Here is a 26516-nt window from a genome sequence, read left to right on the forward strand (position 1 = left end):
GGCAGCCGATATCGGCTGCCCCGATGTTCCCCAAGGCCGGAGACGGGCTCCCCACGTCGCAGTCTCGGAGAATCAGTCGAGGCAGAACTCGTTGCCCTCGATGTCCTGCATCGTGATGCACGACTCGTTGACGCCATCGGCGCGCTGCGTCAGCACGTGTTTCGCGCCGAGTGCCATCAGTCGTGCGCATTCGGCCTCGAGTGTGGCAAGGCGCTCCTCACCCACGAGCCCGGTGGCGGCCCGCACATCGAGATGCACCCGGTTCTTGACGACCTTGCTCTCGGCAACTCGCTGGAAGAGCAAGCGCGGGGCCACGCCCGAGGGATCGGTGCACGCGAAGTAGATCTCATCCTCGGGCGGCAGCGAGAGGTGGTACTCCTCCCACGTGGCGAAGCCCTCCGGGACCGTCGGCACGACGTATCCCAGCACCTCGCACCAGAAGGCGGCGAGGCGCGCAGGCTCCGCGCAGTCGAAGGTCACTTGGAACTGTTTGATCGTTGACATCGGCGCACGATAACAGGGCCCTGCTCATCTCCCCAGGTCGGGAGGTCCACACGTTGTCGTGAGGAGGCGTCTGCTACCCGCTGTTGTGTCGTGCGGTCGCAGGGGTGAACCGAAGCCAGTGCCTCCCCAAGGGGAACCTGGGGCGCGATACCGGCCAGCCACTCTCGTGCTGTCAAAGATCAGTTACGGGACAACCCTTAGCCCGGGGCAGGGCAGAGAAGGCCAGCAGTCGGACCGGCATCGAGATCAATCTCAGCGTCAATGACTCAGCCCGCAGGGCCGGTCCGTCATAGTGCAGGCAGCAGGCAGCAGGCAGCAGGCAGCAGGCAGCAGGCAGCAGGCAGCAGCCAGCAGGCAGCAGGCAGCAGGCGCAGTCCAGGGCATCGTTGGGCGAGCCGGCGACGCCACAGTGGCGCGGCAGGCTGCACAACCGTCAGTGATCCACTTCACGAGACCGGCTGTTGCTCCTGCCATGCGCATATCCTGCGCCCGCCCCGTGCCGCTAACCGCCGCCGAGCGCGAGCGGCTGAAGAGGATGGCCTACGGTCACAAGCCTGAATACCGGCTGCGGGTCCACGCGCAGGTCGTCCTGCACGCGGCGCGGGGGCGCTCCAACGCGCGCATCGCCCGCGAGACGGGTTTGCACATGGACACGGTTCGCGCTTGGCGGGGCCGGTTCGCCGCCGGCGGGCTGCCGGCCCTGGCCGACCGCAAGCGCTCAGGGCGCCCCGCCCGTTTCACTCCGGTGCAGGTCACAGAGGTTAAGGCGCTGGCCTGTCAGTTGCCCGCCGAGACCGGCGTACCGCTGGCTCGCTGGCGTGCCCGGAGTTGGCTGCCAAGCTGACGGCGCTCGGGATCACCGGTACCGTCTCGGCGTCCACGGTGCGCCGCTGGCTGCGCGAGGACGCGCTCAAGCCCTGGCAGTACCGGTCCTGGATCTTCATTTGCGACCCGGGCTTCCGGGCCAAGGCCCAGCGTGTCCCGGACCTCTAGGCCCGCACGTTCGAGGGTGCCCCGCTGGGCGAGGACGAGTACGTCCTCTCCAGCGACGAGAAGACCTCCGTCCAGGCCCGCTGCCGCTGCCCTTCGACCCTGGCCCCGGGCCGGGCCCGGGCGATGCGCGTCAACCACGAGTACGGCCGCGGCGGCGCGCTGACCCACCTGGCCGCCCACGACGCCCACCGCGCGAAGGTCTTCGGCCGCTGCGAGCCGAAGACCCGCATCGTGCCCTTCATGGCCCTGGTCGCCCAGGTCATGGCCACCGAGCCCTACGCCAGCGCGAAACGCGTCTTCTGGATTGTCGACAACGGCTCCTCCCACCGGGGGAAGAGAAGGCCATCGACCGTCTGACCAAGGCGTTTCCGAACGCGGTCATGCTCCACACTCCCATCCACGCCTCCTGGACCAACCAGATCGAGATCTTCTTCCCCATCGGCCAGCGCAAGGTCGTTCAACCCAACGACTTTACGGACCTGACCGCGGTCCGGGACCGGCTCCGAGCTTTCGAAGACCGCTACAACCTCACGGCACAGCCGTTCCAGTGGAAGTTCACCACCTCCGACCTGGGCGATCTGCTGGCCCGGCTCGATCGACACACACTCGCCGACCGCCAAGAAGAATCCTCCGTCTCCTTGGCAGCCTGATCAACCCCGGAAGGACTTCGAGAGCCGACCACTGAGTTGTCGGCTCTCGAAGTCCTTCCGGGGTTGACGTGAGGTCAGGCGGAGGCGGCTTGGAGAAGGGCTTCCGCTGCGGTGGTGCGGGCGTAGAGGACGGAGCGGCCGGCGCGGTGGGCGCTGACCAGGCCCGCGTTGCGTAGAGCGGTAAGGCATTGGGATACCCCTGCGGGGGAGAGTCCGGTGCGGTGGGCCAGCTGTGTGGTGGAGGCCGGGATCTCCAACTCGGTTAGCAGCAGGGTCCGCGAGCGGCCGAGTACGGCGGAGAGGGTTTCGGTCTGGGTGACGGGGCGCTTCGTCCATAGTGAGCCGACACCGCGCGCCGGATAGGCGAGTTGGGGCGGGTCCGGTGGCGTCGTTCGGGTGCGCAACCCTGGTCCGGTGAAGGCTGAGGGGATCAGCAGCAGTCCCGTGCCTGCCGTCGTGCGGATCAGCGGCTGCTTTCGGCGGGACATCCGGAGCGCGTTGTCGTCCCAGCTCACAGAGGTGTGCAGGTCGTTGAGGAGGTGGCCGGCGCCGTGCTCGGCGGCCAGGCGGCCCCGGTAGAGGATGTCTGCGTCCAGGACTGCCCGGATTCGTGCCCAGTAGGGGGCGAGTACCAGCTCCCAGTACGTTTCGAGCTCTTCTGCGACCTTGGCCAGGAGGCCCTGTGGGTCGTTGTGCAGGGCTCGCAGCCGAGGGCCGAGGTTTCCCTGGTGGCGGGCGAGGTGGTCGAGGTCCTGGCGTACCCGGTCGGCGGGCGAGGCCCGGATCGCGTCCCGCTCTGCCGCCGGGGTGGGGGCCGGACCAGCGGGAGCCGGGTTGAGGAAGTCGGGGACGTAGCCGCCGGTGGGCGGGACCAGCTCGCAGAGCCAGCCCCGGTCCAGCCCGGCGGCCACCATACGCGGACGTACCTGGTCGGCCCAGGGTCCGTGGATGGGATGCGCGGCGGCGGACGTCAGCAGTCGGAAGCTGGGTGCGACCTCCCACATCGGTGAGACGGCGAACCGCACCTGCGCCAGATCGCTCGTCGAGAACGCCAGCTCTGCCACGACGAACGCTCCTCAATGGATTCAGGCATGTATGAATCAATGGCGGGCCAGCCTACCGTGCGTAGATCATCCCGCCATGACCTCACAAACGATCACCGCGGCGGCATCGGGCACCTGGAAGCTCGGCGACCTGACGGTCAACCGGATCGGTTTCGGCGCGATGCGCCTGACGCAGCACGGCGAGGCATTCGCGGCCGATGCCGTCCCACGCAACCGCGACCAGGCGATCAGTGTGCTGCGCCGCGCGCTCGAACTCGGCGTGAACCACATCGACACCGCCGCGTTCTACTTCTCGTCGCTGCGCTGTGCCAACGAGCTGATCAACCAGGCACTGGCCCCCTACCCGGACGACCTCGTCATCACCACCAAGGTCGGACCGGGCCGCGACCCCTCAGGTCAATGGCTTCCGCACGCCACCCCGGAGCAACTCCGCGGCCAGGTCGAGGAGAACCTGCGCCAGCTCGGCCGCGACCACCTCGACGTGGTGAACCTGCGCATCGTCGGCACCGACTCCATCGCCGAACGCTTCGGCGCACTTGCCGAACTGCGCGAGGCCGGACTCATCCGGCACCTGGGCCTGTCCAACATCCGCCCCCACCACCTAGCCGAGGCTCAGACCATCGCACCGGTGGTCTGCGTCCAGAACATGTACGGCATCGGCGCATCGCCCGAGCAGAAGGAGTTCATGGGCATCTGTGGTGAGCAGGGCATCGCGTTCGTGCCGTTCTACTCGATCGCCGGCACCGGACGCACCGCTGGTGCGACCACCGACCACAGCCCGGAGGTGCACGCCATCGCCCGCGCCCACGGCGTGAGCGCAGCCCAGATCCGGCTGGCGTGGACACTGCACCAGGGCCCCCATGTCCTGGCCATCCCCGGCACCGGCGACCTCGACCACCTCGCCCAGAACGTCGCCGTCGGCTCCCTGCGCCTGTCGGTGGAAGAACTCACCGCCTTGGACCTCCTCCACCACGAGACGGCATGAGCAGGACCATGGCGTTGTGATCCACTTCTGCTGGTCGGCCTGTCTGCCTTGCCTGTTCCTGCCGCCTACCCCATAGCCCTGACGGCCGCCGAGCGGCAACGGTTGAAGAAGGCGGCCTACGGTCACAAGACTTGCACCAGGCCAGGATCCGGTCACAGATCGTGCTCCTGGTAACTCGGGGCAGGTCCAACGCGCGGATCGCTCGACCGACACACACTCGCCGACCGACAAGAAGAATCCTCGCCCGGCACCCCAGCCCAGGTGCCGGGCGATCGCCCGGCGTGAGTGGTGTTGGGCAAGCTCCTCCCTGCCGGTCACGCCGACTGGAAGCGACCGTGGGCTGGTTCACAGTTGAGGTTGACCTAGGGGCAGGGTGGAGGCTCGTCGCATCGGCACACGACGCCGACCCGGGCACAACCGATGTGAAGGAGCAGTATGTCCACCCACCTTTCCGGCCAGGGGCAGGATCGTCCGGAGCTACAGAAGGCGATCGAGGAGTTGGCCGAGTCCGGTTTCGTAGGGATCCAGCTCCGGGTGAACGACGAGCAGGGGGAGTGGGTTGGCTGCGCCGGTGTGCGCGCGTTGGGCCAGAGTGCCAAGCCGCTGACGAACGGGCACTTCCGCATCGGCAGCAGCACCAAGAACTTCGTCGCCACCTCCGTGCTCTTGCTGGTGGCCGAAGGCAGGATCGGCCTGGATTCCCCCGTCGATGACTACCTGCCTGAGTTCGGTCTCGACCGGCGGATCACCGTGCGGATGCTGCTGCAGCACACCAGCGGGATCTTCAACCACACCGGCGAGCTCTACGAGGACGGGACGATCGTGCTGGGGGTCCCCTGGCAGGGCAAGGAGTGGGTGGACAACCAGTTCAAGACCTACCGGCCCGAAGAGCTGGTACAGCTGTCGTTGTCCAAGCCGACGCGGTTCGCGCCGGGTACGGGCTGGAGCTACGCCAACACCAACTACGTGCTGGCCCGGCTGGTGGTCGAGAAGGTTACCGGCCGTCCGTTCGCCGAGGAGTTGCAGCGGCTGATCCTGGAGCCGCTATGGATGACCGGCACCGTGGCGCCGGGCGCCTCGCCGGAGATCCCCGAGCCGCACAACCACGGCTACTACCGCTACGAGGAGGCCGGGCAGGAGCGGACGGTCGATGTCACCCGTCAGAACCCGTCCTGGGTCGGAGCCGGCGGCGACATGATCTCGACCACCAAGGATCTGCACACGTACTTCTCCGCGCTGATGGGCGGCAAGCTCCTGTCGGCCGAGATGCTGGCCGAGATGCGCACGCCTGAGGCGACGGTCGGCTACGGCCTGGGAGTGTTCGCGCAGGAAACGGAGGGCGGCACCGTCTTCCACCACAACGGCGCCACCATGGGTTCGGCGGCGCTGATGTACAGCACGCCGGACGGCAGCAAGACCCTGACCGCCGGGCTGACTTGGGTGGATGACGCCGACCTGTCGATAGCACCGGCATTCCAGACCGCCCAGCAGCGTTTCGTCGACGCGGTGTTCTGCGGCAAGCTGGGCTGATGAGGAACGGGGTCACGATCGGGCAGGCGGCGGCGTTCGTCGGCGTCACGGTGAAGACGGTGCGGCACTACCACAAGATCGGCCTGGTCGCGGAGCCGGAACGTGACAGCTCCGGCTATCGGCGGTACGGATCCGGCGAGCTGCTGCAGCTGGTACAGGTACGGACGCTGGCTGCCGCGGGCGTGCCGCTGGCCGAGATCGGGGCCATGCTCGGCGCCGGCGCCGAGCAGTTCGGCGCCGCGCTCACCGACGTCGAGCGGCAGCTCACTGAACGCATCGATGAGCTGGCCGCCCGCCGCGACATCCTGCACCGGCTCGCCGACGGCGACCGGGCCCTGCTGCCCGACCGCGCCTGCGCGATTCTGGATCGCATGCCCGGCCTCGGCTTCAGCCCCGACTACGTGGCCGCGCAGCGCGAGGCCCTGGTGCTGGCCCGGGCGCTGGTGCCGGAGGGCTTCGACGGCTTCCTGACCCAGCTTGAACACGGGCTCGACGACCCCGAGTACGTCGACCTGATCAAGCGCGGCCGGGAGGCGGAGACCTGGGAACCGGACGACCCGAGGATCGAAGAACTCGCGACCGCCATGGCCGACCGCTACCTCGCCAACCCCGGGCTGTTGGGGGATCACGCCAGCCTGCAGGCGTGGGCCAAGGCTTCGGCCCAGTACAAGCTGATCAACAATCACCGCGAGGACCAAGCGCCGATCTCAGCCCGGGTGACCGCGCTCACCGAGGCCAGACTCCGCTCCGCAGGCGTGCCCGTCCCCCACCGATGAAGCCCTGGAAGTCCGTCATCGTGTCTCCGTACGTGATCGGCCGGCGGTGTCGGCCGGGGTGCGGGGGTGAGGCACAGCGGTGGCCGGCCCCAGGCCGAGGCGCTTGTTCAGGTCCAGGTGGATGGTGCCGTAGGGGTGACGTGGGACCAGAACAGCGCGGTCAGGCCGCGCCGGTCCTCCTCGCGAAGGGCGGCCTCGCCCGGTGAGGGGCTGGTGGCCGGGGCGACGGGAGCCGGGCTCCGCGGCAAAAGCTGCTTTCCCCGCTCGGTGATGCGAGCGGCGGGCGCCGCGTCGCGCGCGGGCCTGCCCCTAGGGGCTGTCTCTTTGGCTATCTGCGGGTCCAGATGAGGATCGCGGCGAGGTGGAGTGCGGCTTGGTAGGCGATGGCGAGCTTGTCGGTTCGCATGGCCAGGCCGCACCACTGCTTGAAGCGGTTGATGCACCGCTCGACGGTGTTGCGTTCCTTGTAGGACTCGGGGTCGAAGGCAGGTGGCCTGCCGCCGTGAGGACCACGTCGTTGGCGGTGGCGGACCTGGTCGGCAGGCTGTGGGATGACGGCCCGGATGTGACGGTTGTGCAGGTGGGCGCGGATCGCGCGGGAGGAGTAGGCGCGGTTCGCGAGCACCACGTCCGGGCGGGTTCGCGGTCGCCCCGGACCAGTGCGTGGGACGCGGATCGCTGCCATGACGGTGGTGAACGCGGGCGCGTCGCCCGCTTGTCCGGCGGTGAGGACGACCGCGAGCGGACGGGCGTTGCTGTCGCAGGCCAGGTGGACCTTCGTGCTCAGGCCGCCCCGCGAGCGCCCGAGCGCGTGGTCGGCCGGCTCTCCTCGGCCAGTGTCACCCTTTGCGGGCACCGGCGGCGTGCTGGTGGGCCCGGCAGACGGTGGAGTCCACCGAGACGGTCCAGCCGATGTCGTCGCCCGAGTCCGCTGCGGCGAGAACAGCTGCGAAGACCCTGGCCCAGGTGCCGTCAACTGCCCAGCGCAGCAGCCGTTTGTGGGCGGTCTTGAACGAGTCGAACTCGTGGGGCAGGTCCCGCCAGGGCAAGCACGTGCGGTACTTCCACGCGATCGCCTCCAGAGTGCGGCGGTGGCGGCTGCCGGGTCCGCCGGCAGAGGTGCGTCGCGGGTGATGTGGATCTGCGTGGTGACAGCGGCCGGGTCCGTGGCGGCTATCGGCGCGGTCAGCCGCGCGAAAAGGCCTTGCGGGACGATGACGACGTTGTCGGGCGGAGCGGAGCGGAGGGCTGGGACTGGGGCGGGGCGCCGACCTTTTGGAACAGGGAGTCGGCCTGTGGCAGGTCCACGACCCCCGCCACGGGCACAGCCACCGGTGCGATGCCCGGCATATGGACGATGACGGTGTCGCCGGGTGCCGCGTGAAGGTTTGCTGCGGTCTGCTGGGCGAGGAGCACGCCGCGGCCGGTGCCGGCGAGCACGCGCACCGTACCGGAGAAGGCACGGAGGTGGCCGTCGGGAAGTCCGAGGACCACACCCGGCCCGGTGTTTTGGGTGCTGCCCGCGGTGGTGGTCTGCAGCCCGGTGCTGCGGACCATGCCCACCGTTTCACTGGTACGGACCCCCGGGTCGGAGCGGATCGCCGCGACGACGGCGCGCGTGTCGGCGCCGGGCTGGATCTCGGCTTGCCAGTCGACGGCCACCGAGCGCACGGCGCGTTCCGTCATCGTGGACTTCGAGGCGGTCAGGAAAGAACCCAGAGCGGCGACGAGTGCGACCGCGAGGGCAATGCCCGTAGCGGTGGCGGCGAGGCGGCCTGTCCGGTGGAGCAAGAGGCCCCGGACCCAGCTGCCGATCACGGCCCGTCTCCCCGCGAAGTCGATGGTGCGGAGGGTGAGTAGGCGTCGGGAGCGGGCCGGAGGCGGCCGTCGCGCATGGACCACTGCCGGCTCAGGCGCCGGGCGACGCGAGGATCATGGGTGGTGACGACCAGTCCGGCACCGAGGGTGTCCGCGGTGGACCGCTGCCGTCCCCAGGACGGCGGGCTCGGCGCGCGCGGCCAGGAGGCGTCGGACGCCCATGCCGAGAGCGCACGGGATCACGATGCCGGTGAGCGCGAAACCGGTACTCGTGTGTGCCACGGCAGCGGTCACCGCATCCGAGTAGGCGGCCGTGAGCAGCGGCGCCAGGGCACTGATCGTGAGCAGCACGGTGAAGGGACTGACCAGGGCGGAGGCCAGGACCAGACCGAGTATGGCCGGTTCGTCTCCACGGCCCTCAGCCGTCCATACCGTTGCACCGGCCGCCACCGGCATGGCGAGCGTCAGCATCATCGCGGTGACCATTGCGCTGCCGCCGTCGGAGTCGGCCGAACAGCGCAGGGCCAACGAGATCAGCGGGATGATCAGCAGGGGCGCGGCCAGATGGAGGGTCAGTCCGGCCGCGATGACGCCCGGCCTGCGCAGCGCCCCCGCGATCGCCTGCGGGCTGGTTCGCAGCCCGGCCGCGAACAGCACTGCGAAGAGCAGGACTTGGGTGCCGCCGACCTCCAAGTGAACCGCTGCGCCCAGGTCCAGGTCGTGCTCGTGGCGCATCCACAAGCCGGGGGCGGGCACGGCCACGGCCGCAGCGTACGCGGCGCACGACGCCCAGCCGAGCCGTTTCCGCATGCATACGAAGACCCGGGAAGGGGAGTGCCGGGACGGGGGAACCTTCTCCACGGCGGCGCGGGTAGGTCCGGCCCCACCTCGGGACGGGACGGCGTCAGCTGCCGGAGCGACGCGCTCAGGACGTGTTCAGGTTGAGGCGGCGCGCTCCTCCTTCGCCCTTACGGCGAGTCTTGAATCACCGGCGCCAGCCGTGGAGGCGGTCACCAGCTGACCGCCCGTTGCGGGTCTACCCCCGGGGGCGGGTGACCAGGCGGGTACGGAAGGTGACGCCGTCCGAAGTGTCGTGGACGGTGATCGTGCCGCCGTGCAGAGCCGCGATGTCCAGGGCGATGGACAGACCGAGGCCGGTGCCGCCGTCGTCGCGGCTTCTCGCGTCGTCGAGGCGGGTGAACCGCTCGAAGATCTTCTCCCGGTCGTCGGCGGCGATCGGGAGGCCGTCGTTCGCGACGTCCAGGACGGCGTCGCCGGTCACCGGGTCTGCCGCAAGCCGTACGGCGACGCAGTGGCGGGCGTGCCGCTGGGCGTTGTCCAGTAGATTGGTCAGGAGGCGGCCGAGCCACAGTGCATTGCCGGAAATGATGATGTTGCCCGATGTGTGGAGGGCGACCTCATGAGGGTCCGTTGAACGTGCTGCCACCGTGGCGCGCACGAGTTCGGTGAGGTCCACGGGTTCGCCGGGCCGGCTCTGCCCGCCGGCGTCGAGGCGGGCGAGCAGGAGCAGGTCTGCGGAGAGCGCCTGGAGGCGTTCGGTGTCCTGGAGGGCGCCTTCCACCAAGGTGTCACGCACCTTCGGGTCGGGGTGGGTGTGCGCGACTTCGAGCTGAGTCCGGAGTACCGCGAGAGGGCTGCGCAGTTCGTGCGAGGCATCGGCGATGAACCGGCGCTGCCGGATGCCTGCGGCCTCCAGTCGTTCCAGCATGGCGTTCATGGTCTCGGCGAGGCGGGCGATCTCGTCGTCACTGCGCGGCGCGGGGACCCGGCGGTCCAGGCCGCGATCGCTGATCGAGTCGACCTCGGCGCGGATGGCCTCGACAGGCCGCAGCGCCCGGCCGGTCGTACGCCAGGTCAGGGCGCCGACGGTGAGGACGAGCAGGGAGCTCAGGGCTGCGAGGGCCGCGGTGGTGATGTCCTCGGCCGTGTCGGCGGTACGGAGCGAGGCACCGACGTGGACGGTCATCGGCCCGGTGGGGGTGGCGGTGGTGACGCTGCTGACGCGCTGGTCGTGCCTCTCGCCCAGGGCATCGAGGTTGTACGTCCGGTGGCCCTCGTGGGAGCCGGTGGGGGCGAGGGCGGGCCGGCCGGTGAGGTTCTGGCTCTGTGCGACCACCTTTCCGTGGGCGTCGACGACCTGGACGAAGTCCGTTCCGGGGCCGAGCGGCAGCTGAGGGGTGAGGTGACCGGTGGCGGCGAGGCGTGAGACGGCCTGGGTCTCCTCGCGCGCGCCGGTTTCGACGGTGCGTTCCAGGTTGACGCGCAGCAGCATCTGGACGACGGCCGAGGCGACGAGCATGACGACGGCGACGCTGACACATGCGGCGAGGGTGGTCCGGGTACGGACCGAGCGCGGAGCCAGCCGCTGGATCAGTGCAGCCGCCCTACGCCGATCGGCCAGGAGGTGCAGAAGCGTACCGGCCCGGCGGCGTGCAGCGCGGAGGATTGCCGGCTGCCCCGGTTCGGGTGCGATGGTTTGCGGCTCAGCCACCGTCAGCCGCCAGCCGGTATCCGGCGCCTCGGACGGTCTGCACCGCGGCCCGACCGAACGGGGCGTCGATCTTGCGTCGCAGGGCGCTCACGTGGACTTCCACGGTGTTGGGGTCGCTGTCCGTGTTGCTGTCCCAGACCTCGTCCAGGATTTCGCGCTTGGAGACCGCCTCACCGGCCCGCCGCGCGAGGTGGTCCAGAACGGCGAACTCGCGCGGGGTGAGAGGGATGGGCAGGCCACCGCGGCTGCATGTACGGGCGGCGGAGTCGATGACCAGGTCGCCCACGACGGTGCGCTGCGGGGCCCGGCTGCCGATCCTGCGGGCCAGCGCCCGCAGGCGGGCGACGAGCACCACGAAGGAGAACGGCTTGGCGAGGTAGTCGTCGGCGCCGGTGTCCAGTGCCTCAGCCTCGTCCCACTCGCCGTCCTTGGCAGTGAGCATGAGAATGCCGACATTGCTGCCGCAGGCCCGTAGACGCGAGCACACACGGTAGCCGTTCAGGCCGGGCAACATGATGTCGAGCACCACCACGTCGTAGGTGCGTTCCGTGGCCTTCGCGAATCCGGACGGACCGTCGTGAGCGAGGTCCACGCTGAATCCCTCGGCGGTCAGCCCATGCTGAAGCGCCAGGGCCAGCCGGCGCTCGTCCTCCACCACCAGTACACGCATGCCCCAAGAGTGGCATGCCGCCCGGCGCCGGAGCCGCCATGCTGAAGGCACCTTCAGGTCTTCAGCATCCCTTCAGCATGCTCGAACGATGCTGTGCCCGGATGTCCGGGCGCAGTGCCCCGGACCTTGCCAACAGGTAGGGGTGGTCACAGTGAGTGAATCAGTGGGTGAGTCCGTCGGCGCCGACGAGTCGCAGGAGCAGAGGGGTGAGGGCGGCTCCGGCGCGACGGGCGAGAAGCTGGTCCGCGGCCGTCGGCCGCGTGGCCGCAGAGTGCGATGGGCCGCAGCCGGTGCGGCTGCCGTGGTGGTGATCGGCGGCGGTGCGGCGGCGGCGGCCATCCACCACCACGAGGAAGAAGGACGCGGCGACCACAAGGCGGCGGCTGCCGGAGACCACGAGCGCGGCGACGATTCGCGCGAGCATTCTGAGGGCCGCGACGGGCACGGCGGCCGGCACCGGGACGGTGAGCACGGCCCGCATGCCGGAGACTTCCGCGCCTCCTCGACCGGCGGTGCCCCGGCTCCCCTGCCTTCGCTTTCCGCAGCGGACGCCGTCAGCAAGGCGGCCACGGCGGTCAGCGACGGCAAGGTCGAGTCACTGGCACCGGTCACCGAGCAGGGCGGCGGCCGCGCCTGGCGGATCGTCGTCGTCGGCCCCGACGGAGTGCGGCACGCGGTGAGCGTCGACGGCACCAACGGCACGCTCACCGGCAACACCGTCCTGGGCGGCTGAACCGGACCGACCGAGCGGCGTCGCTCCGGCCGCGCCGCAGAGAAAGGAGTGCCGCCGTCTTGGGCGCCACGACAACCCCGCGGGCGCACCGCCGCGCCCGGGCCCAGGCCGTTCGCTCCGCGGTGAGCAAGGTCCCCGAGGTGACCGCGGTGTTCTGGATCGTCAAGATCCTGACCACCGGCATGGGCGAGACCACCTCCGACTACCTCGCACGAGCCCTCGGGCCCGTCCCCGCGGTCGCTGCGTCCGGTCTCCTGCTGGCCGCCGCCCTGGGCGCGCAGGCCCGCACGCGCCGCCACGTCCCGGCCGTGTACTGGTCGGCCGTGGTCATGGTCAGCGTCTTCGGGACCATGGCCGCCGACGTCGCGCACGTCGCCCTCGGCGTGCCCTACACGGTGTCCGCCTCGGCGTTCGCCCTGGCCCTGGCCTTGGTCTTCATGCTCTGGCAGCGGACCGAGGGCACCCTCGCGGTGGAGACGGTGGCCGGCGGACGCCGCGAGGTCTTCTACTGGACCGTGGTCATGGCCACGTTTGCCCTCGGCACGGCCGTCGGCGACCTGACCGCGGCGACCCTCGGCTGGGGATACCTGCCGTCGGGACTGCTGTTCGCCGCTCTGATCGCCCTGCCGGCACTCGCTCACCGGCTGTTCGCCCTCCCGCCCGTGCTCGGCTTCTGGTGGGCGTACGTGCTCACACGGCCACTCGGCGCTTCCTTCGCGGACTGGGCCGGCGTCGGCGCCGAGCGCGGCGGCCTCGGGCTGGGCACCGGGCCGGTCAGCCTGGTCCTCGCCGTGATCATCGTCGCCGTGGTCCTGTGGCTGAGCGCCGCCGACCGACGCGCGGCACCGTCTGCGTCCTGACACCCGGTCCCCTCTCGCCGTACTCGACTGCGTGTACCAACCGAGTACGGCGAGAGGGGGCATCGCTGTCGCTGTCGTCGTGGCCGATGAGATGGTCAGGATGCGTTCAAGTTTCCGATGACAAGGTCGGGACGCATGACCTACGAGACGTCTGAGACTCCCACAGCTCCACAGGCAGGCACCCGCGCAGGAGACCAGCTGCGCATCGGCGAGAGCGTTCGGGCACCTGCCGGGCAGATGCTGAACAAGGTGCCCGAGGTCACGATCTGGTTCTGGATCATCAAGATCCTGTGCACCACGGTCGGCGAAAGCTTCGCCGACTGGATCAACATGAACCTCGGTGTGGGCCTGCCCAACACCGCACTGATCTTCACCGGTGCCTTGGCCGCCGTCCTGGCCTGGCAGCTCAGCGCCGGGCGCTACATCCCGCTCGTGTACTGGCTCACCGTCGTGGTGGTCAGTGTGACGGGAACTCTTTACACCGACATCCTCACCGACAGCCAGGGCGTTCCCCTCGCCCTGAGCAGCAGCGTGTTCGCCGGCGTGCTCGCTTTGGTCTTCGGCATCTGGTACGTGAGAGAGGGAACCTTGTCGGTCCACAGCATCACCACCCGGCCCCGCGAGCTCTTCGGGGTGCGGGGCGCGCACGGCCTTCAGAACCTTGTCGATCTGGCTGTCAGGCCACCGAGGTCGGCGCACTCAACACGCTCCTCACTTCCCTCGGCGGAACAAGCTGACGGACGGCGGACGCCCTGGCGTATCTCATGCGCCGGGGCAGGGGGCGTGAGCAGTGCCTGCAGGAACCACCGTCGCGCACAAGGACGGGTTCCCATGGCTTGCCGCGCGCGTGAACTGGGCGCTTACCGTCATCTCACCGTGGACGGGCCGGACTCTGACCAGCCGCTGCCTGGCGTCGGAGGAGACTTCGACCCTGGGGCCGTCTACTGGGTCGACCGCCGTGGCCGCCGTGAACAGCGCCACGTGCGAGGTCCGCGGCGGCGACCGGATAGCCATCACGGGCCCTTCCGGCTCCGGAAAGGCCACCCGGCTGCACCCCATGGCAGACCTCGTTCAACCCACGGCCGGAGAGGCAGGCGGCCAGGGCTTCCCCGAGTACCAGTAAGCGGGCAGGTCGGAGTCGTGCCTCAGGGACCCACCCTCGTGCCAGGTGAGGTGAGAAGGGGCTGACTCGGTGGCGGGCTTGTTGTAGGCGCCGCAGGCGAAGTGAGGTTGTTGGCGTCGTACTTGGTGTTGCGGTTGCTCCTCGCGGTCCGCAGGGATCGCACCATGACGGCCCACAGGGCTGGGGCCCTGCGGGCCGAGGCACGGGGGCTTGTGGCACGTCCCCCATCCGCGCGAGCGTGAGGTCGCGCTCACTCGGCGGCCCCCGAATGATGACTGCAGCGCCTGCTCTGCGGTCTCGGGGCTCTTGGATGGCCCCGGCGCCCTCGGAGGAATGTGGTTCGGTGCGGACCGGGACTCCTTCGGCTCGTACACCTTCCCCCGTCGCGCCGGTAGGGCCCTCCTTCGCGCCTCTACCGAGGTGCAGGCTGACTGCTCGTCGGCGCCGAGACGGCCGCCTGCCTCGGGCGTTGGTGCCCCGGGCCGCAGCCGCGGGCACCTGCAGGCTGCTGCGGAGGGACGCCGAGGCAAAGGCCGGCCGCCCGATGGCCCGGGCAGCCGGCCGCGGGTCTCCGCATGCACGCCCGGCAGCTTCGTCCGCTGCACGCTCGGACGCGAGGGAGATGCGCATAGCCGGGCAGCGCGAAGGCGTCCGGCCGCTCTTCGTCGAGTACGCACAGACCTACGGCTTCCGGCATCCCCGCGACGAGCTCCTGGGCTGCGCGTTGCCGCCTCAACTCTGCCCTGGCACCGCGGCTCCCGGCGGTCGCGCTCATGCCGAGCGCGCCGCCCGCCGGCATCGAGAGGCAGAACACGAGTGCTGCCGGGACCGCCCGGACGGGCTGGAGCAGATGACCGAAGTCGGCGAATGCCGGCAGACGGAGGGCGAGCGGGAGCAGCAGGGTGCCCAGGCACGCGACGACCGACGAGCGCCAATGCGGCCGTGCCGGTCGCGATCGTTTAAAGAGCGATGTCCGGCCGCACCCTCTCGGCCGTACGCCGTGCGAGGGTCGGCAGTAGTCAGGCCAGCAGCAGGGGGACCACCGGCAGCATGATCACGGTCGGTCTTCTTGCAGAAGGCGACGCAGTTCGGCCTCATCGTGTGGATCGAGGCCCTCGACGAATCGTGCCAGCACCATGCTCCGGTCGCTGCCGCCGTCGAGTTCACGGTGCATACGACGAGCAGCGAGGCCGTGTGCGTCCTGGACAGCGAAATAGACGAAGCCGCGACCGCCAGGTCGACGACCGACCAATCCCTTGTCGCAGAGCCGCCCCAGGAGCGTCGCCACCGTGGTACGTGCCAGGTCCTGGGGTAGGGCTGCTCTGACCTGCGCGGCCGACTGCGCCGTCCCGGACGCCCACAGTGCGGCGAGCACGCTGGACTCGAGTTCCCCAGCGGGCCGGCGCTCGCCTTCGTCGGACATGGGTCCCCCTAGACCGGTGCGGTCCCTGCATGGAGGCAGGGTGACTACTGTGTTGTAGACACAGTAGTGGCCCTCCGGCTGGAGGCCGAAGGAAGGGTCAGTCCTGTGTGTTTCCCGGGTGGCGTCACAGACCGAACAGGTTCATCAGGCTGCGGGCAGGGTGACCACGAGGCGGGTGCCGTCGCGATGCGACGCGTCGTGGTGGACATCGCCGTCAGCGGAGCGGGCCAGGCGCCGTGCGAGCGGCAATCCCAGGCCCGCTCCTGAGTGCCCGTCGTCGGCTTCGGCCCTCCGCCCAGGGTGGAAGAGCTCGGGAGCGAACGAGGCGGGGACACCCGGCCCGTCGTCTGTCACCTCGATACGGGTGCCTGCCTCGTCTGAGCGGGTGATGACAGTTACACGGGAATGCGCGTAGCGCAGGGCGTTGTCTACCAGAGGGCTGACCGCTCTTTCCACGATTGCCGCCGGGGCTGCGGCCATAAGGCGCCCGGCCGGTGGCGCGACCCAGAGAGCGACCGTCGGTTGGCGGAGCAGTCCGACCGGCCAATCGGACCAGGGCGGCGTGAACGTCGGCCGGTCCCCTGTGGGTTGCGCCTGCGCCCTGGGCTTCGTCCAAGAGGGTGTCGCAAATCGTTCGCATGGACGAAGCCGCATCCTCGATCACGGTGAGTGCGTTCCGGGTCTCTTCCGAGGTACGAGGGCGGGTTCCCCACCAGTCGAGTTCGGCCACGATGCGGGCGAGTGGGTTGCGTAGTTCGTGGGACAGCTCCCGAGTCAGCTGCTGCTCGTGGCGCAGGCCGGCCCGGATCTTGTCGAGGAGTGCGCCAAAGACGTGGCGAGCGCGGCGAGTTCGGCAGGGCGATCGGTAGTGCCGAACCGGTCGTCGGTTGCTGCGTGCTCCATGCGGCGGCCTGTTCGGTCATGGCCTGTACCGGGCGCAGAGCACGGCGTACCGCGAGACGGGTCAGGGCGTACGTCAGGACGAGCATGGCGGCGCCCAGGGCCACGGTGGCGTGCAGGACGGTGTCCGCCGACGTCCGGTACGGGACGAGACTGACGGCGGCGACCACGGTCGCGGGGGCGTTTCCCGTGACGGGCAGTGCGCACAGCCGGATGGGGACGTGGCCGGCGGCAGTGACGCAGCGCGGTCGTCGGTCGGCGGCAAGGGCGTCGGCGACCTGAGTCAGGGGTCCGTCCTCGGCCGCGGCTGGGGGAGCCTCCAGTCGCTCCGTGCCTGCGTAGATCCACACGTCGGAGTCCAGCGCGTCGTCGTTGGGGGACTTCCACGACGCGTGCCCTTCGGGCGGTGGTGTCCACGGTTGAGGCCACCGCGGCCTCCCGGGTGCGCAGGTGGTCGTCCGCCCGCTGGTCCGGCTGGTGCCGGACGATGCCGTTGAAGGCGACGATGAGAACGGCCATCAGCAGGGCTGCTATGGCAACGGCGATGAGCGAGAGCCGACCGCGCAGCGTCAGCGGTCGGCGCCCGGCGAGGGTGCGCGCCGTCATGCGAAGCGGTGTCCGATCCCTCGGCTGGTGGCCACCGTTCGCTCGCTGCCTGCAGTGCGGAGCTTGCGGCGCAGTCGACTCAGATACTGGTCGGGTGTGTTGTCGCTGACCTGCGCTCCCTCGGGCCAGCCTGCCCGCAGGAGTTCGCGGCGCGAGACGAGGGCGCCGCCTGCGGCGAGGAGTGCGGCCAGCAGCCTGAACTCGGTCGGAGTCAGGTCGACAGGGCTGTCGGCCGCGGTGCAGGTGAACCGCGCCGGGTCCAGGATGACGTCGCCCACTGTCGCCGCCGGTGGCGGGCCGGCCCTCTTCAAGGCAGCTCGGAGCCTGGCAGCGAGTTCGACCGAGTGAAAGGGCTTGGCGAGGTGGTCGTCCCCGCCGGCGGAGAAGCCGGAGAGGCGGTCGGTGAGGTGGTGGTGCGCGGTCAGGAAGATCACCGGTGCGGTGAAGCCCGATGCCCGCAGAGCCTGGCAGACGTCCCTGCCGTCGGCGTCGGGCAGTCCGACGTCCAGCACGACCGCGTCGAAGCGGTCACGGGCCAGCCGTATCGCGGCGGCCCCATCCGGTGCGGGCACCGGGTCGAAGCCTTCTTCCCGCAACCCTCGCAGGATCACGCTCCGCAACGGAAGGTCGTCCTCGACCACGAGAATGCGACTGTCCACCCCACTGCTCCTTCCGGACCCGGGCCGCAAGGCAACGCAGGTACGCCCAGACGACGAGGCACACCCACCCGATGGCAAAGAGCCAGCCCGCCAGCACGTCCGTGAACCAGTGGACGCCGAGGTACACGCGCGTCAGCCCCACTGAGAGCCCCCACAGCCCGATCAGGGTGACGGCGAGGCGCGAAGTTCCCCGGTGGCCGAGGCACAGCGCGGCGATGGTGAGAGCTGCGGTCATCGCGGCAGTGGTGGTGTGGCCCGAGGGGAAGGACCAGCCCGAGGCGTGAGCGGCCCACTCTCCGACCGGCGGACGTGGACGTGCGACCAGCGACATGGCTACGTACCGAAGAGCCTGCCCCGCGCCGAGGCACGCCATCAGTGCAAGCGCGATGGTGCACCGCTGCCGGCCTGCCCGCCCCGCGTACATGCCGGCCAGGAGCAACATGGCGTAAGGGATGACTCCGGTTCCCGTGTCGGTGAGCGCGCGGGCCGCAGCCGCCGCCGGCGCCGGGCGATGCGCCACGGACCAGGAGTGCAGGCTCGCCTCGGCCGGCAGGAGGTGGCCGGAGGCCCGGATCACCCACAGCGTGAGCGCGGCCAGGAGCACAAGGGCCGATACGGCCACCCATCCGGCCCGGCGACCGGCGGCCGGGCCGACGGGCCCGCAGGGGCGGGGGCGACTCACGGGGTGATCAGCAGCGGGCGCAGGCGGCTCTGGCCGAGCCGGTCGGCCAGAGCGCTCTGCCGACGCTGTACGAACCGGCCGCATACGGCGGCAACCAGGGCGCCGACTACAAGTCCCGCAATCACGTCGTGGGGGTAGTGCACCCCGACCCATACCCGCGAGGCGGCCATCAGCACCGCCGCCACCACGGCGACGGCGCCCAGGCGACGGGAGACGAAAAGGAGTGCGACCGCGGCTGCGGCGGCGATCGCGGCGTGGTTGCTGGGGAAGGACCAGTCCCCGGGGGCGGGGCAGGCTTCCAGCACGGCCACGTGCAGGCTCTGGCAGGGTCGGTCCTCGCGGACGACGAGCTTGAGGAGCAGGTCGACACCGAACCCCGCGAGCGTGATCAGCGGGACCGTCAGGGCAGTGACGGCCGACGGGGAACTGGTACGGCGGGCCCCCCACCACGCCGCGACCATCAACACGGCGAACAGGGACAGTCCGTAGAGAGACCAGGCGGCGATGGCGTCGTTGAGCCAGCCCGGGGTCCGGTGGGCGATGTCGGTGACGTCGATGTAGGCGTTGCCGTCGAAGCCGGAGCCGTTGTAGCCGGAAGTCACTGCGCTGTTCCGTTCTGGTGCTTGCCGCCCCGTCGGGAGCGGATGATTTCGATCGCCACGGGAAGCAGCGAGATCGCCACGATCAGAGCCACGATCGGCAGGAGGTACGTGTCGACGCTGGGAATCGACGAACCGAGGCCGTAGCCGGCCAGGACCAGCCCCACCGTCCACAGCAGACCGCCCGCGACCTGCCAGAACGTGAACACACGTCCCGGAATGTTCAGAGCTCCGGCGAGGGGGTTCAAGACCGTACGCACCACAGGAACGAACCGGGCCAGCACGATCGCCTTGGCGTGCCCATACTTCGCCAGAAGTTCCTCGGCCCGCGCGGCGCCCTCACGGAGCTTCTTGGAGCGGCTGCGGGCAAGGAGAGCGGGGCCGGCCCTGCGGCCGAGGAGGTACCCGCACTGGGCGCCGGACAGCGCGCCGATCACGGCGGCGGCCAGTACGGCCGGGAGGGACAGGTGCGTGCCCTTGTCGGCCGTTCCCGCGCACAGCAGGCCCGCCGTGAACAACAGCGAGTCCCCGGGGAGGAAGAAGCCGACCAGCAGGCCGGTCTCTGCGAACATCACCACCGCGATCCCGATCACACCGAACGAGGCGAGGAGTGAATGGGCATCGAGCAGATTCACCGCGAGGGCGGCGGAAGCGGACGTGGCCATGGATCAGGGCGGCCTCTCTCACTGGTTCGGAAACGGGGGACAGCCCGCAAGCGCCCGTCGACTACAGTCAAGTAGACGGTCTACTGCACTGTAGACGATCAAATGGGCTGAGACGACCCGGTCCGGGCAGCGCATCGGTACGGCTTCGCAGGCGGACTCGCCCGCCGGCACGGGTCGGCCGGCCCCCGCCCCACCCACCAGGGCGCTGGCGGTTACTTCTGAGGGGCATGGGTCGATGCCGCCTCACGGTTGACGTTCACATGCTTCGACTCCAACCGGCCAGCGGGGGAGCCGAGGCAATCGTGTCGCCATGACGGCCACGCTCCCGGGGCGGAGACGGTGAAGGCGCCGTCGAGGCAGTGCGCCACGAGCTCCGGCTGCCCACCCGAGGCGGTCGCGGCGGCCCGCCGCAGCTCCACCCGCCGTACCGCGCTGTACCCGCCGGGCCGCCAGAACGAGTGCGCGCTGATCTCGAGGCGCAGCACCGCCCCGCATGAGGCATTGCCGGTGCTCTCCACCGGGCCGCTTCGCGGTGTGGCGGCCTGACGCCGGCTGGGGACCGGGCGCGCGTGAAGGAGGCCGTCGGGGTGGCGTTGTGGCCGCCGGCGGAGCCGATGCCGGCGCAGGCTGTGGAGTCGGTGCCGGGTCCCGGCGTGGTGGGTGAGCTGGCAGCGGAAGCGGGCTTCGATCCGGGCGTCGAGTTCGGCCGCCTCATCGTTGTGGGCAGCCACCGAGCGGGCGAGGCGGCCGAGGAGCTCGGCCCCGAGCTCCTCGCCGCGCCGGGCGGTCATCTGCGCCTGTGCGGCTTCCACGGCGGCGGCCGCGGGCGCGCAGGCCCTCTGGATCTTGCGGGGCGGCGTAAGACCGGGCGTCCCCGACCAACGCCCCGCCGACACCCCCACTCGCCAACTGCAGGCTGGCGTGACGGAGGAGGAAGAGGGCTTCTTCCTGCTGTTCACGAGCGCTATCGGTGAGCCGTCCGCACAGGACACCTCGCTCGGGCTCGACACGTACTGCGTGATGACCTCAGACCAGTGCACGGCCTATGGCTGTGTCCGCGAGGTGGCTCTGAAAGGCACCCTGCTCACGGGGTCGCTGGACCCCAGCTGTCCGGGATGACTTGGAGTTGGAGGACGCGGAGATCGAGGCGGTGCTCGACCTGCCGGCCGAGGGCATTGACTCGCTGGATTCTCAGTTTGATCGGTCTTTCGAGGCGGCGGTATGCGACCGGGGGCGCGGACTGCGTGAAGAGTATGTGTCGGAGAGCGCTCGGGTTCCCTGTGCCGGACAGGCGTGCGTATATTTGCCGCACGGCAATATTTGCGTGTGCGGCTTATCCGGCCGGGTGGAGCGTCGCTCGCCGGACGCCGGCGTCGCCGAATGGGAGGACCCTTCTTGTGAGCAGCAGCGCGGACGTACGGCGGCGCGTCACCCAGACACTGCGGGCGCGGGCGGATCAGATAGCCGACCGTTGGGTAGAACTCCAGCAGTCCCAGGCCGAGCCGTCCGCACAGTTCGCCGAGCGCGAGCTGCGGGAAGAGTCCGACGCGCTGGTTGCGGCCCTGCTCTCCGGCATGGAAACGGCCTTTCCCGTCCGGCAGGTGGTGGAGTCGCACGCCGATCTCCGGCGCGCCGTGGCGGCCCTTTCACTGCGCCGGGCCCGCGCCGGCTCGACTCCGACCGCCACCTCGATGGCGGTGCTGTCCTTGAAGGAGGCACTGCTGGAAGCCGTGCAGCTGGGCACCGAAGGCGCCGACGTGCTGCTTGACGCCGCGCTGCTGATCGACGAGCTGCTCGACGCGGCAGGCGCGTTGTGCTTCGCCACGTACGTCGAAGGCCGCGAAGAGATCATCCGCCGACAGAGCCGCCAACTCCTTGAAGTGTCCACGCCGGTCGTACGGCTGTGGCAGCACATCCTCGCCGTTCCGCTGATCGGCACCCTGGACACAGCGCGCACCCAGGTGGTGATGGAAAGCCTGCTCACCGCCATCCAGGAACACGAGGCACGCGTCGCCATCATCGACATCACCGGTGTACCCACGGTGGACACCGCGGTCGCCCAGCACGTGATGCAGACCGTCAACGCGGTGCGTCTGATGGGCGCAGACTGTGTCATCAGCGGCATTCGTCCGGCCATCGCACAGACCATCGCGCAGCTGGGGATCGAGCTGGGCGCCATTCTCACCCGCGCCACACTTGCCGACGCCCTCACCGACGCCATCAAGATCACCAACCGGCCGCAGCAGCACGCCGTGGCCGCCCGGTGAACACCTACCAGGGCGGCGGTGTCCCCATCCTGCGGCTGGGCACGGTCCTCGTCACCGGGCTTTTGAACGAACTCGACGACAAGGCGGCGCTGGTCTTTGCCGAAGAACTCACCGCCCGCATCTCCGCCGACCGGGCGCAAGGTGTCCTCATCGACGTCTCCCGGCTCGAGATCATCGACTCCTTCGTCGCACGCACCCTCATGGAGCTCACCACCATGGCCAGACTCCTCGGAGCACGGGTGATCGTAGCCGGAATGCGCCCCGCGGTGGCCATCACACTGGTGGAACTGGGTCTCGGACTCACCGGAGTCGAAACCGCCCTCAATACCGAACACGCCATGGCCGCACTCGGATGGCACCAAGAAGAGCGCCCCCCGGAAGGGGACACCACATGACCCGCTCCGCCGCCGACAACTCCGCGATCCCTACTCCCACCGCAGGCTCCCTCCCGGCCCCGCAACCGATGGGGCAGGCCCGTCGGCCCGAAACGATCGAGCTACGGACAGAGGAGGACCTCATGACGGTCCGCCACGCGGTCCGCGCCGCAGCCGTAGAAGTCGGCTTCAGCATTGTCGACCAGACCCGAGTGATCACCGCCGCCAGCGAAATCGCCCGCAACGCCTACATCCACGGCGGCCACGGAACCGTGCTCGTCGAATTCCCACACCGCGACGACGGCACCCCCGGACTGCGCCTGACGATAAGCGACGACGGGCCCGGCATCGCCGACATCGAAGCCGCCCTCACCGACGGATTCAGCACCGGCATCGGACTTGGCCACGGCCTGGGCGGCGCACGCCGCCTGATGAACGACTTCGAACTGCGTACCGCACCCGGTGAAGGAACCACGGTCACCATCACCCGGTGGACCCGCCCTTGAGAACCGCTGCCGCACCCCCGCTGCACGCGGCGCCCGCGGACAGCCGGCCGCAGCGCCCCAACGCCCGTCAAGCCAGAGGTCCGCATCAACCGACACCGGTAAGTACGCCCCACTAGCGGCACCCCACCTGTCGTGCCCTTCGAGGCCGGCGCACCTGCTGACCTCTCGCCCGCCCTGTTACCGGGGCACCACCCAGCCGACACCCACAGCCCGGGCAGCGCCCGTACCCAGCCTGCTGCGCACAGCGCTTGGCGCGAGCACTCGCTGTCCCCCGAGGCCACAGGCCGCCTGCTCCTCTCGGTCACCGACCTGGCGGCAGGTCAATTCGACGCCGACCGGCCCCTCGTTTTGGACACCGCATCTCAAAGCGCCTCACAGGCGGAGCCGGGCCCGGCTGATCGTCACCGTTGAGGCTTCCGGAGCACCCAGCCCACTGTCTGTCGCGGGTCTGCTCTGCCGGCGGCACTGTTCGGCGGGAATTCGGGCACATGGCGCCTGCCGGTTCTCCTCCGCGGCCACAGCACTGCACTGGGAGGCATCGCCTCCCGTGTCCGCTGGCCGTGCGCAGATGCCTGCCGGACCGTTGTCGGAGGAAAGACGACGAACAACGCGGCAGCCACCCTCCCGCCCTCCTGCTGAACGACGACGGCACATTCCGCTACCTGTACGCCTAGGATCAGGCGTCGGCTCCCCCCCCGCCACCGGCCGCCGTGCACTACTCTCCGCCGGATCAAGGCGGCCCGCACTCCTGCCCACCGTGCGCCTGGCGAGATTCCCGCCGCCACCGCCACCGCCCCCGACATGCACACCCGCATACCCCAGGCTGACGACACCCTCGCCCTGAGCGTACGCATCGGTCAGCTCGCTTACGGGCGGCGAGGCCGGCATAGTACCGCTGGCTGACAAACGAGCCCCTGAATGACACAGTGGTGCAATGCCCAGAGCCTTCCCCTCCCTCAGCCATGATCAGACGGCTCACGAGGCTTGTGCTCTCCTGGAGATGCTCGATGTCCTGTGGGGTCGAAGTCAGGAGGCCGCTGCCCCCGTCTCGCCTTCACAGCTTCGGGCATTGATCGTCATCGAACAGCGGGCCGGGGTGAATCTGCGCGACCTCGGTGAAGCACTCGGGTCTGCCCCGCCCTCGGTCAGTCGTCTGTGCGACCGCCTGGAAGCGGCCGGTCTTCTCGAGCGCTCTCCCGCCAGAAGCAGCCGTCGGGAGGTCGAGCTGCGTCTGAGCCGACGCGGACACACCGCGCTGGCAGACGCACGAGCGCTGCGGGCACACGAGCTGACCAAGGTGCTGGAGCGGATGTCCCCCGAGCAGCAGCGGGAACTCGCCGCAGGTCTGGCCGCCTTCCGCGGCGCGGCCGCCGCCCATGTCGGCCTCGACGTTATGGCGGACAGTGAAGACCGCCTCACCGAAACCGCCTGAGAAGGCACCCTCCAGCCGCCTCGGCAAAGGCGGGAACGGCTCGGCCACATGTGGCCCGGTCGTACCGCCGCACCGTCGACACCCAAACCCCTTGAGCTGTGCTTTGCCTGCCGCGGACAACCGGCAGCCGGTGAGCCGGTCATCTGCGAGCAGCAGTTCGGCCCGTCGCCGGGCTCGGAACTCAAGCAGCCCCTTCAGCCTGGACCACCTGGCGTCGTCTCGTCGGCCGAAGTGTGGGCTGATCGCCGCAGGACAGAGGGAAACGATTGCCACGGGGCAAGTATCATGGAGGGGTAGCGAGTCGCCGGTCTAGGCTGATGGGCCGGGACATGGCAGCGGGTTTGCCAGAGGTGGAACATGAAGAACAGTGGCGCTGCCTTCGCTGGGGGTTCCAGCCTCGCCTTCGCCGCTCCCTGCGTCCGCGGGCAATGAGAGAAGAAGCCATGTCCAATGACTGCGATGCCTGGCTCGGGATAGCGGAGCGGGCTTTGCGAGCGGCAGCTCCCACCGCGCTCCTGGCAGCGGCCGGCGAATTGCTGGCCGAGTACGTGCAGGCCAGCGAGGTGACCTTGCTCCTCGCCGACTACGGCCTGACCGTCTTGCAACCCGTGACGCAGCTTCCCCACACAGGGGAACAGATCGCGGTCCGCGGCGAGGCCGCTGCCGCCGCCGGGCGGGCGTTCTCCGCCGAAGCCCCCATCGTGGAGGTCACCACCGAGCCCGGCATCGTCATCGCCCACCTCCCCATCACCGTCCGCGGTGACCGCCTGGGCGTGCTCTCCGTGCGCCTGCCCGAGCCCGTGGAGGGCGCTCCCCGCGTACTGGAGCTGGCCGCCTTCGCCACCGCCTTCGGCCATGAGCTGATCGTCGCCGAGCGGGACACCGACCTGTACCTGCAGGCCCGACGACGCAGAAGGCTCACGCTGGCTGCCGAGATGCAATGGCAGCTCCTCCCCGGCCGCGGCTTCACCCGGCCCGAGTTCACCCTCGGCGGCCACCTGGAGCCCGCATACGCCATCGGCGGTGACAACTTCGACTGGAACACCACCGAGGAATGCCTGACCGTTACCGTCACCGACGGACAGGGCCACGGCATCGACGCCGCCCTGCTGACGAACCTCGCCGTGAACGCCCTGCGCAACGCCCGCCGCGCAGGCACCAGCCTCGAAGACCAAGCCTGCCTCGCCGACCAGGCCGTCTACGCCGAATATGGCGGCAAGCGGTATGCGCCGTCCCTTCTGCTGCAGTTCGATCTCGCCACCGGCCACGCGCAGGCCGTGGACGCGGGGTCACCGCAACTGTTCCGGCTCCGCCGCGACACTGTGCGCCGGGTGCCGTTCGAAGCACAGATGCCACTGGGGATGTTCGAGGAGACCGACTACCGACAGCAGGCCTTCGACGTCCTGCCGGGCGACCGTCTGGTGGTCGTCAGCAGCGGCGTCCACGGCTCCCCGGCCCAGGGACACGATGCCTTCGGCGAACGGGCCCTGCGAGAGATCATCGCCGCGACCCGCACTGCCTCCGCACATGAGACGGCCCGCGCGGTCGTCGACGGCCTGGTACAGCACCACGGCGGCTACGACCTGCCCCAGGACGCGGCGGTGATCTGTATGGACTGGAGAGGCAGGTAGCCGTGGCGGCCCGACGCGGGCGGCTCGTCACGTACGGCGCCGCGACCCGGCCTCCGCCGCACCGCCGTCGCCGTTCATAGCTTTCGCAAATGCACGCAGGCCGTCCACCAGATTTCGACGCTGGTCGGACGGCATGTGACTCAGTACCTTTTCCAGAGCATCAGACCGCAGCTCCTGCAAACGATCTATCGTTTCCTGCCCGTGAAGGGTCAGAGTGAGCCCGATCTCCCGCCGGTTGCCCTCCAAACGGCGCCGCTTCAAAAGACCTGCGGCCTCCAGGCGATCACACAACCTACTGGTGGCGGGAGCACCCGTCCCGACTTCCTCCGCCAGCCGGGTCAGATTGATGCCCGGAACCCTCCGCACGACGACCAGGGCCCTCACCTGCAGATTCGACAGGCGTGGGGGAGAGGCTTGCGCGACGCGCCCCCACAGGTCCATCAGAGCCTCAGCCGCATCAGCCACCTCTCGCGCCGTGCCGCGCTGAGGGTCTTCGGGTGGTCCCGCGCGGTCCATTGTGGCCGTCACTCCCCATGTGCAGGTGCGAATTCCTT

General features: G+C 69.8%; 30 protein-coding genes and 3 pseudogenes. 17 read left to right on the forward strand and 16 right to left on the reverse strand.

Translation table 11 applies throughout. The annotated features are described in order from the left end of the window. Positions 1-72: 72 nt before the first annotated feature. Complete coding sequence (locus ACIA6C_RS14680; RefSeq protein ID WP_399275715.1) at positions 73-504, reverse strand: VOC family protein; 432 nt, start codon at positions 502-504, stop codon at positions 73-75. Positions 505-1000: 496 nt separating this feature from the next. Between ACIA6C_RS14680 and ACIA6C_RS14685 the strand changes: the two genes are divergently transcribed. The 4 genes from ACIA6C_RS14685 to ACIA6C_RS14700 all read left to right on the forward strand — a co-directional run bounded on the left by ACIA6C_RS14685 (position 1001) and on the right by ACIA6C_RS14700 (position 2147). Continuing rightward, positions 1001-1348: a helix-turn-helix domain-containing protein gene (locus tag ACIA6C_RS14685; protein ID WP_399275718.1), complete on the forward strand. Its 348-nt coding sequence runs from the start codon at positions 1001-1003 to the stop codon at positions 1346-1348. After that, positions 1333-1497, forward strand: a complete 165-nt coding sequence (locus ACIA6C_RS14690) for a hypothetical protein (protein WP_399275720.1) — start codon at positions 1333-1335, stop codon at positions 1495-1497. Before ACIA6C_RS14685 ends, ACIA6C_RS14690 begins: the two co-directional genes overlap by 16 nt. Before the next feature lie 123 nt (positions 1498-1620). Further along, the gene (locus ACIA6C_RS14695; protein ID WP_399275722.1) at positions 1621-1854 is read left to right on the forward strand and encodes a hypothetical protein; all 234 of its coding nucleotides are present in this window, start codon (positions 1621-1623) and stop codon (positions 1852-1854) included. Positions 1855-1877: 23 nt separating this feature from the next. After that, positions 1878-2147 (forward strand): hypothetical protein, encoded by a 270-nt coding sequence (locus ACIA6C_RS14700; protein ID WP_399275724.1) that lies wholly within the window; start codon positions 1878-1880, stop codon positions 2145-2147. Between the two features lie 74 nt (positions 2148-2221). Here the strand turns inward: ACIA6C_RS14700 and ACIA6C_RS14705 are convergent, their stop codons facing one another. Continuing rightward, on the reverse strand, positions 2222-3202 hold the full coding sequence (locus tag ACIA6C_RS14705) for a DUF5937 family protein (protein WP_399276237.1): 981 nt from the start codon (positions 3200-3202) through the stop codon (positions 2222-2224). Positions 3203-3287: 85 nt separating this feature from the next. Between ACIA6C_RS14705 and ACIA6C_RS14710 the strand changes: the two genes are divergently transcribed. The 3 genes from ACIA6C_RS14710 to ACIA6C_RS14720 all read left to right on the forward strand — a co-directional run bounded on the left by ACIA6C_RS14710 (position 3288) and on the right by ACIA6C_RS14720 (position 6502). After that, entirely contained in the window at positions 3288-4196 is a 909-nt protein-coding gene (locus tag ACIA6C_RS14710; RefSeq protein WP_399275726.1) for an aldo/keto reductase, read from the forward strand. Positions 4197-4631: 435 nt separating this feature from the next. Further along, a complete protein-coding gene (locus ACIA6C_RS14715; RefSeq protein WP_399275728.1) occupies positions 4632-5726 on the forward strand; it encodes a serine hydrolase domain-containing protein in 1095 nt (364 codons plus the stop codon). Then, positions 5726-6502, forward strand: a complete 777-nt coding sequence (locus ACIA6C_RS14720) for a MerR family transcriptional regulator (RefSeq protein WP_399275730.1) — start codon at positions 5726-5728, stop codon at positions 6500-6502. Before ACIA6C_RS14715 ends, ACIA6C_RS14720 begins: the two co-directional genes overlap by 1 nt. A gap of 328 nt (positions 6503-6830) precedes the next feature. Here the strand turns inward: ACIA6C_RS14720 and ACIA6C_RS14725 are convergent. The 5 genes and pseudogenes from ACIA6C_RS14725 to ACIA6C_RS14745 all read right to left on the reverse strand — a co-directional run. Beyond that, positions 6831-7641: pseudogene (locus ACIA6C_RS14725) on the reverse strand (IS5 family transposase); the annotation flags it as partial. A gap of 46 nt (positions 7642-7687) precedes the next feature. Continuing rightward, entirely contained in the window at positions 7688-8320 is a 633-nt protein-coding gene (locus tag ACIA6C_RS14730) for an ABC transporter permease (protein ID WP_399275732.1), read from the reverse strand. A gap of 114 nt (positions 8321-8434) precedes the next feature. Next, entirely contained in the window at positions 8435-9082 is a 648-nt protein-coding gene (locus ACIA6C_RS14735; RefSeq protein WP_399275734.1) for a hypothetical protein, read from the reverse strand. Between the two features lie 274 nt (positions 9083-9356). Then, a complete protein-coding gene (locus ACIA6C_RS14740; RefSeq protein WP_399275736.1) occupies positions 9357-10640 on the reverse strand; it encodes a sensor histidine kinase in 1284 nt (427 codons plus the stop codon). A gap of 184 nt (positions 10641-10824) precedes the next feature. Then, complete coding sequence (locus tag ACIA6C_RS14745; RefSeq protein ID WP_399275738.1) at positions 10825-11502, reverse strand: response regulator transcription factor; 678 nt, start codon at positions 11500-11502, stop codon at positions 10825-10827. Between the two features lie 151 nt (positions 11503-11653). Here ACIA6C_RS14745 and ACIA6C_RS14750 point away from each other — a divergent pair, with 151 nt between their 5' ends. From ACIA6C_RS14750 to ACIA6C_RS14765, 4 genes and pseudogenes are all read left to right on the forward strand, one after another. Then, entirely contained in the window at positions 11654-12235 is a 582-nt protein-coding gene (locus ACIA6C_RS14750; RefSeq protein ID WP_399275740.1) for a hypothetical protein, read from the forward strand. A gap of 59 nt (positions 12236-12294) precedes the next feature. After that, a complete protein-coding gene (locus tag ACIA6C_RS14755; protein ID WP_399275742.1) occupies positions 12295-13095 on the forward strand; it encodes a hypothetical protein in 801 nt (266 codons plus the stop codon). A gap of 237 nt (positions 13096-13332) precedes the next feature. Further along, a pseudogene (locus tag ACIA6C_RS14760) lies at positions 13333-13668 on the forward strand (hypothetical protein); the annotation flags it as partial. A gap of 394 nt (positions 13669-14062) precedes the next feature. Further along, entirely contained in the window at positions 14063-14218 is a 156-nt protein-coding gene (locus ACIA6C_RS14765; protein ID WP_399276239.1) for an ATP-binding cassette domain-containing protein, read from the forward strand. A 1054-nt stretch (positions 14219-15272) separates the two neighbouring features. Here ACIA6C_RS14765 and ACIA6C_RS14770 read toward each other — a convergent pair. The 8 genes and pseudogenes from ACIA6C_RS14770 to ACIA6C_RS14805 all read right to left on the reverse strand — a co-directional run bounded on the left by ACIA6C_RS14770 (position 15273) and on the right by ACIA6C_RS14805 (position 20564). Then, a complete protein-coding gene (locus ACIA6C_RS14770; protein WP_399275744.1) occupies positions 15273-15641 on the reverse strand; it encodes a BlaI/MecI/CopY family transcriptional regulator in 369 nt (122 codons plus the stop codon). Positions 15642-15785: 144 nt separating this feature from the next. Continuing rightward, positions 15786-16295 carry a sensor histidine kinase gene (locus tag ACIA6C_RS14775; RefSeq protein ID WP_399275746.1) on the reverse strand — a complete coding sequence of 170 codons (510 nt, stop codon included), beginning with the start codon at positions 16293-16295 and terminating at the stop codon, positions 15786-15788. 7 nt (positions 16296-16302) lie between these two features. Continuing rightward, positions 16303-16371 (reverse strand): annotated as a pseudogene (locus tag ACIA6C_RS14780) (hypothetical protein); the annotation flags it as partial. A gap of 772 nt (positions 16372-17143) precedes the next feature. After that, a complete protein-coding gene (locus ACIA6C_RS14785) occupies positions 17144-17758 on the reverse strand; it encodes a response regulator transcription factor (RefSeq protein WP_399275748.1) in 615 nt (204 codons plus the stop codon). Beyond that, positions 17676-18572, reverse strand: a complete 897-nt coding sequence (locus ACIA6C_RS14790; protein WP_399275750.1) for a phosphatase PAP2 family protein — start codon at positions 18570-18572, stop codon at positions 17676-17678. Before ACIA6C_RS14790 ends, ACIA6C_RS14785 begins: the two co-directional genes overlap by 83 nt. Continuing rightward, entirely contained in the window at positions 18485-19090 is a 606-nt protein-coding gene (locus tag ACIA6C_RS14795; RefSeq protein WP_399275752.1) for a phosphatase PAP2 family protein, read from the reverse strand. The genes ACIA6C_RS14790 and ACIA6C_RS14795 overlap by 88 nt, the downstream gene beginning before the upstream one ends. After that, entirely contained in the window at positions 19087-19752 is a 666-nt protein-coding gene (locus tag ACIA6C_RS14800; RefSeq protein ID WP_399275754.1) for a DedA family protein, read from the reverse strand. Before ACIA6C_RS14800 ends, ACIA6C_RS14795 begins: the two co-directional genes overlap by 4 nt. Positions 19753-19964: 212 nt before the next feature. Beyond that, on the reverse strand, positions 19965-20564 hold the full coding sequence (locus ACIA6C_RS14805; protein WP_399275756.1) for a hypothetical protein: 600 nt from the start codon (positions 20562-20564) through the stop codon (positions 19965-19967). Positions 20565-20673: 109 nt separating this feature from the next. Between ACIA6C_RS14805 and ACIA6C_RS14810 the strand changes: the two genes are divergently transcribed. From ACIA6C_RS14810 to ACIA6C_RS14835, 6 genes are all read left to right on the forward strand, one after another. Beyond that, positions 20674-20871, forward strand: coding sequence for a hypothetical protein (locus tag ACIA6C_RS14810; protein ID WP_399275758.1), 198 nt, complete (start codon positions 20674-20676; stop codon positions 20869-20871). Between the two features lie 278 nt (positions 20872-21149). Beyond that, positions 21150-22019 carry an STAS domain-containing protein gene (locus ACIA6C_RS14815; protein WP_399275760.1) on the forward strand — a complete coding sequence of 290 codons (870 nt, stop codon included), beginning with the start codon at positions 21150-21152 and terminating at the stop codon, positions 22017-22019. Further along, entirely contained in the window at positions 22016-22414 is a 399-nt protein-coding gene (locus ACIA6C_RS14820; RefSeq protein ID WP_399275762.1) for an STAS domain-containing protein, read from the forward strand. Before ACIA6C_RS14815 ends, ACIA6C_RS14820 begins: the two co-directional genes overlap by 4 nt. A 122-nt stretch (positions 22415-22536) precedes the next feature. Beyond that, positions 22537-22899 (forward strand): ATP-binding protein, encoded by a 363-nt coding sequence (locus tag ACIA6C_RS14825; RefSeq protein ID WP_399275764.1) that lies wholly within the window; start codon positions 22537-22539, stop codon positions 22897-22899. A 934-nt stretch (positions 22900-23833) separates the two neighbouring features. Beyond that, on the forward strand, positions 23834-24331 hold the full coding sequence (locus ACIA6C_RS14830) for a MarR family winged helix-turn-helix transcriptional regulator (RefSeq protein ID WP_399275766.1): 498 nt from the start codon (positions 23834-23836) through the stop codon (positions 24329-24331). A gap of 443 nt (positions 24332-24774) precedes the next feature. Beyond that, entirely contained in the window at positions 24775-25962 is a 1188-nt protein-coding gene (locus ACIA6C_RS14835; RefSeq protein WP_399275768.1) for a PP2C family protein-serine/threonine phosphatase, read from the forward strand. A gap of 27 nt (positions 25963-25989) precedes the next feature. Here ACIA6C_RS14835 and ACIA6C_RS14840 read toward each other — a convergent pair whose 3' ends face one another. Then, complete coding sequence (locus ACIA6C_RS14840) at positions 25990-26427, reverse strand: MarR family winged helix-turn-helix transcriptional regulator (protein WP_399275770.1); 438 nt, start codon at positions 26425-26427, stop codon at positions 25990-25992. Positions 26428-26516: the final 89 nt, after the last annotated feature.

Source organism: Streptomyces sp. NPDC051578, assembly GCF_044454045.1.
In the GTDB taxonomy this organism is placed as follows: Bacteria; Actinomycetota; Actinomycetes; order Streptomycetales; family Streptomycetaceae; genus Streptomyces.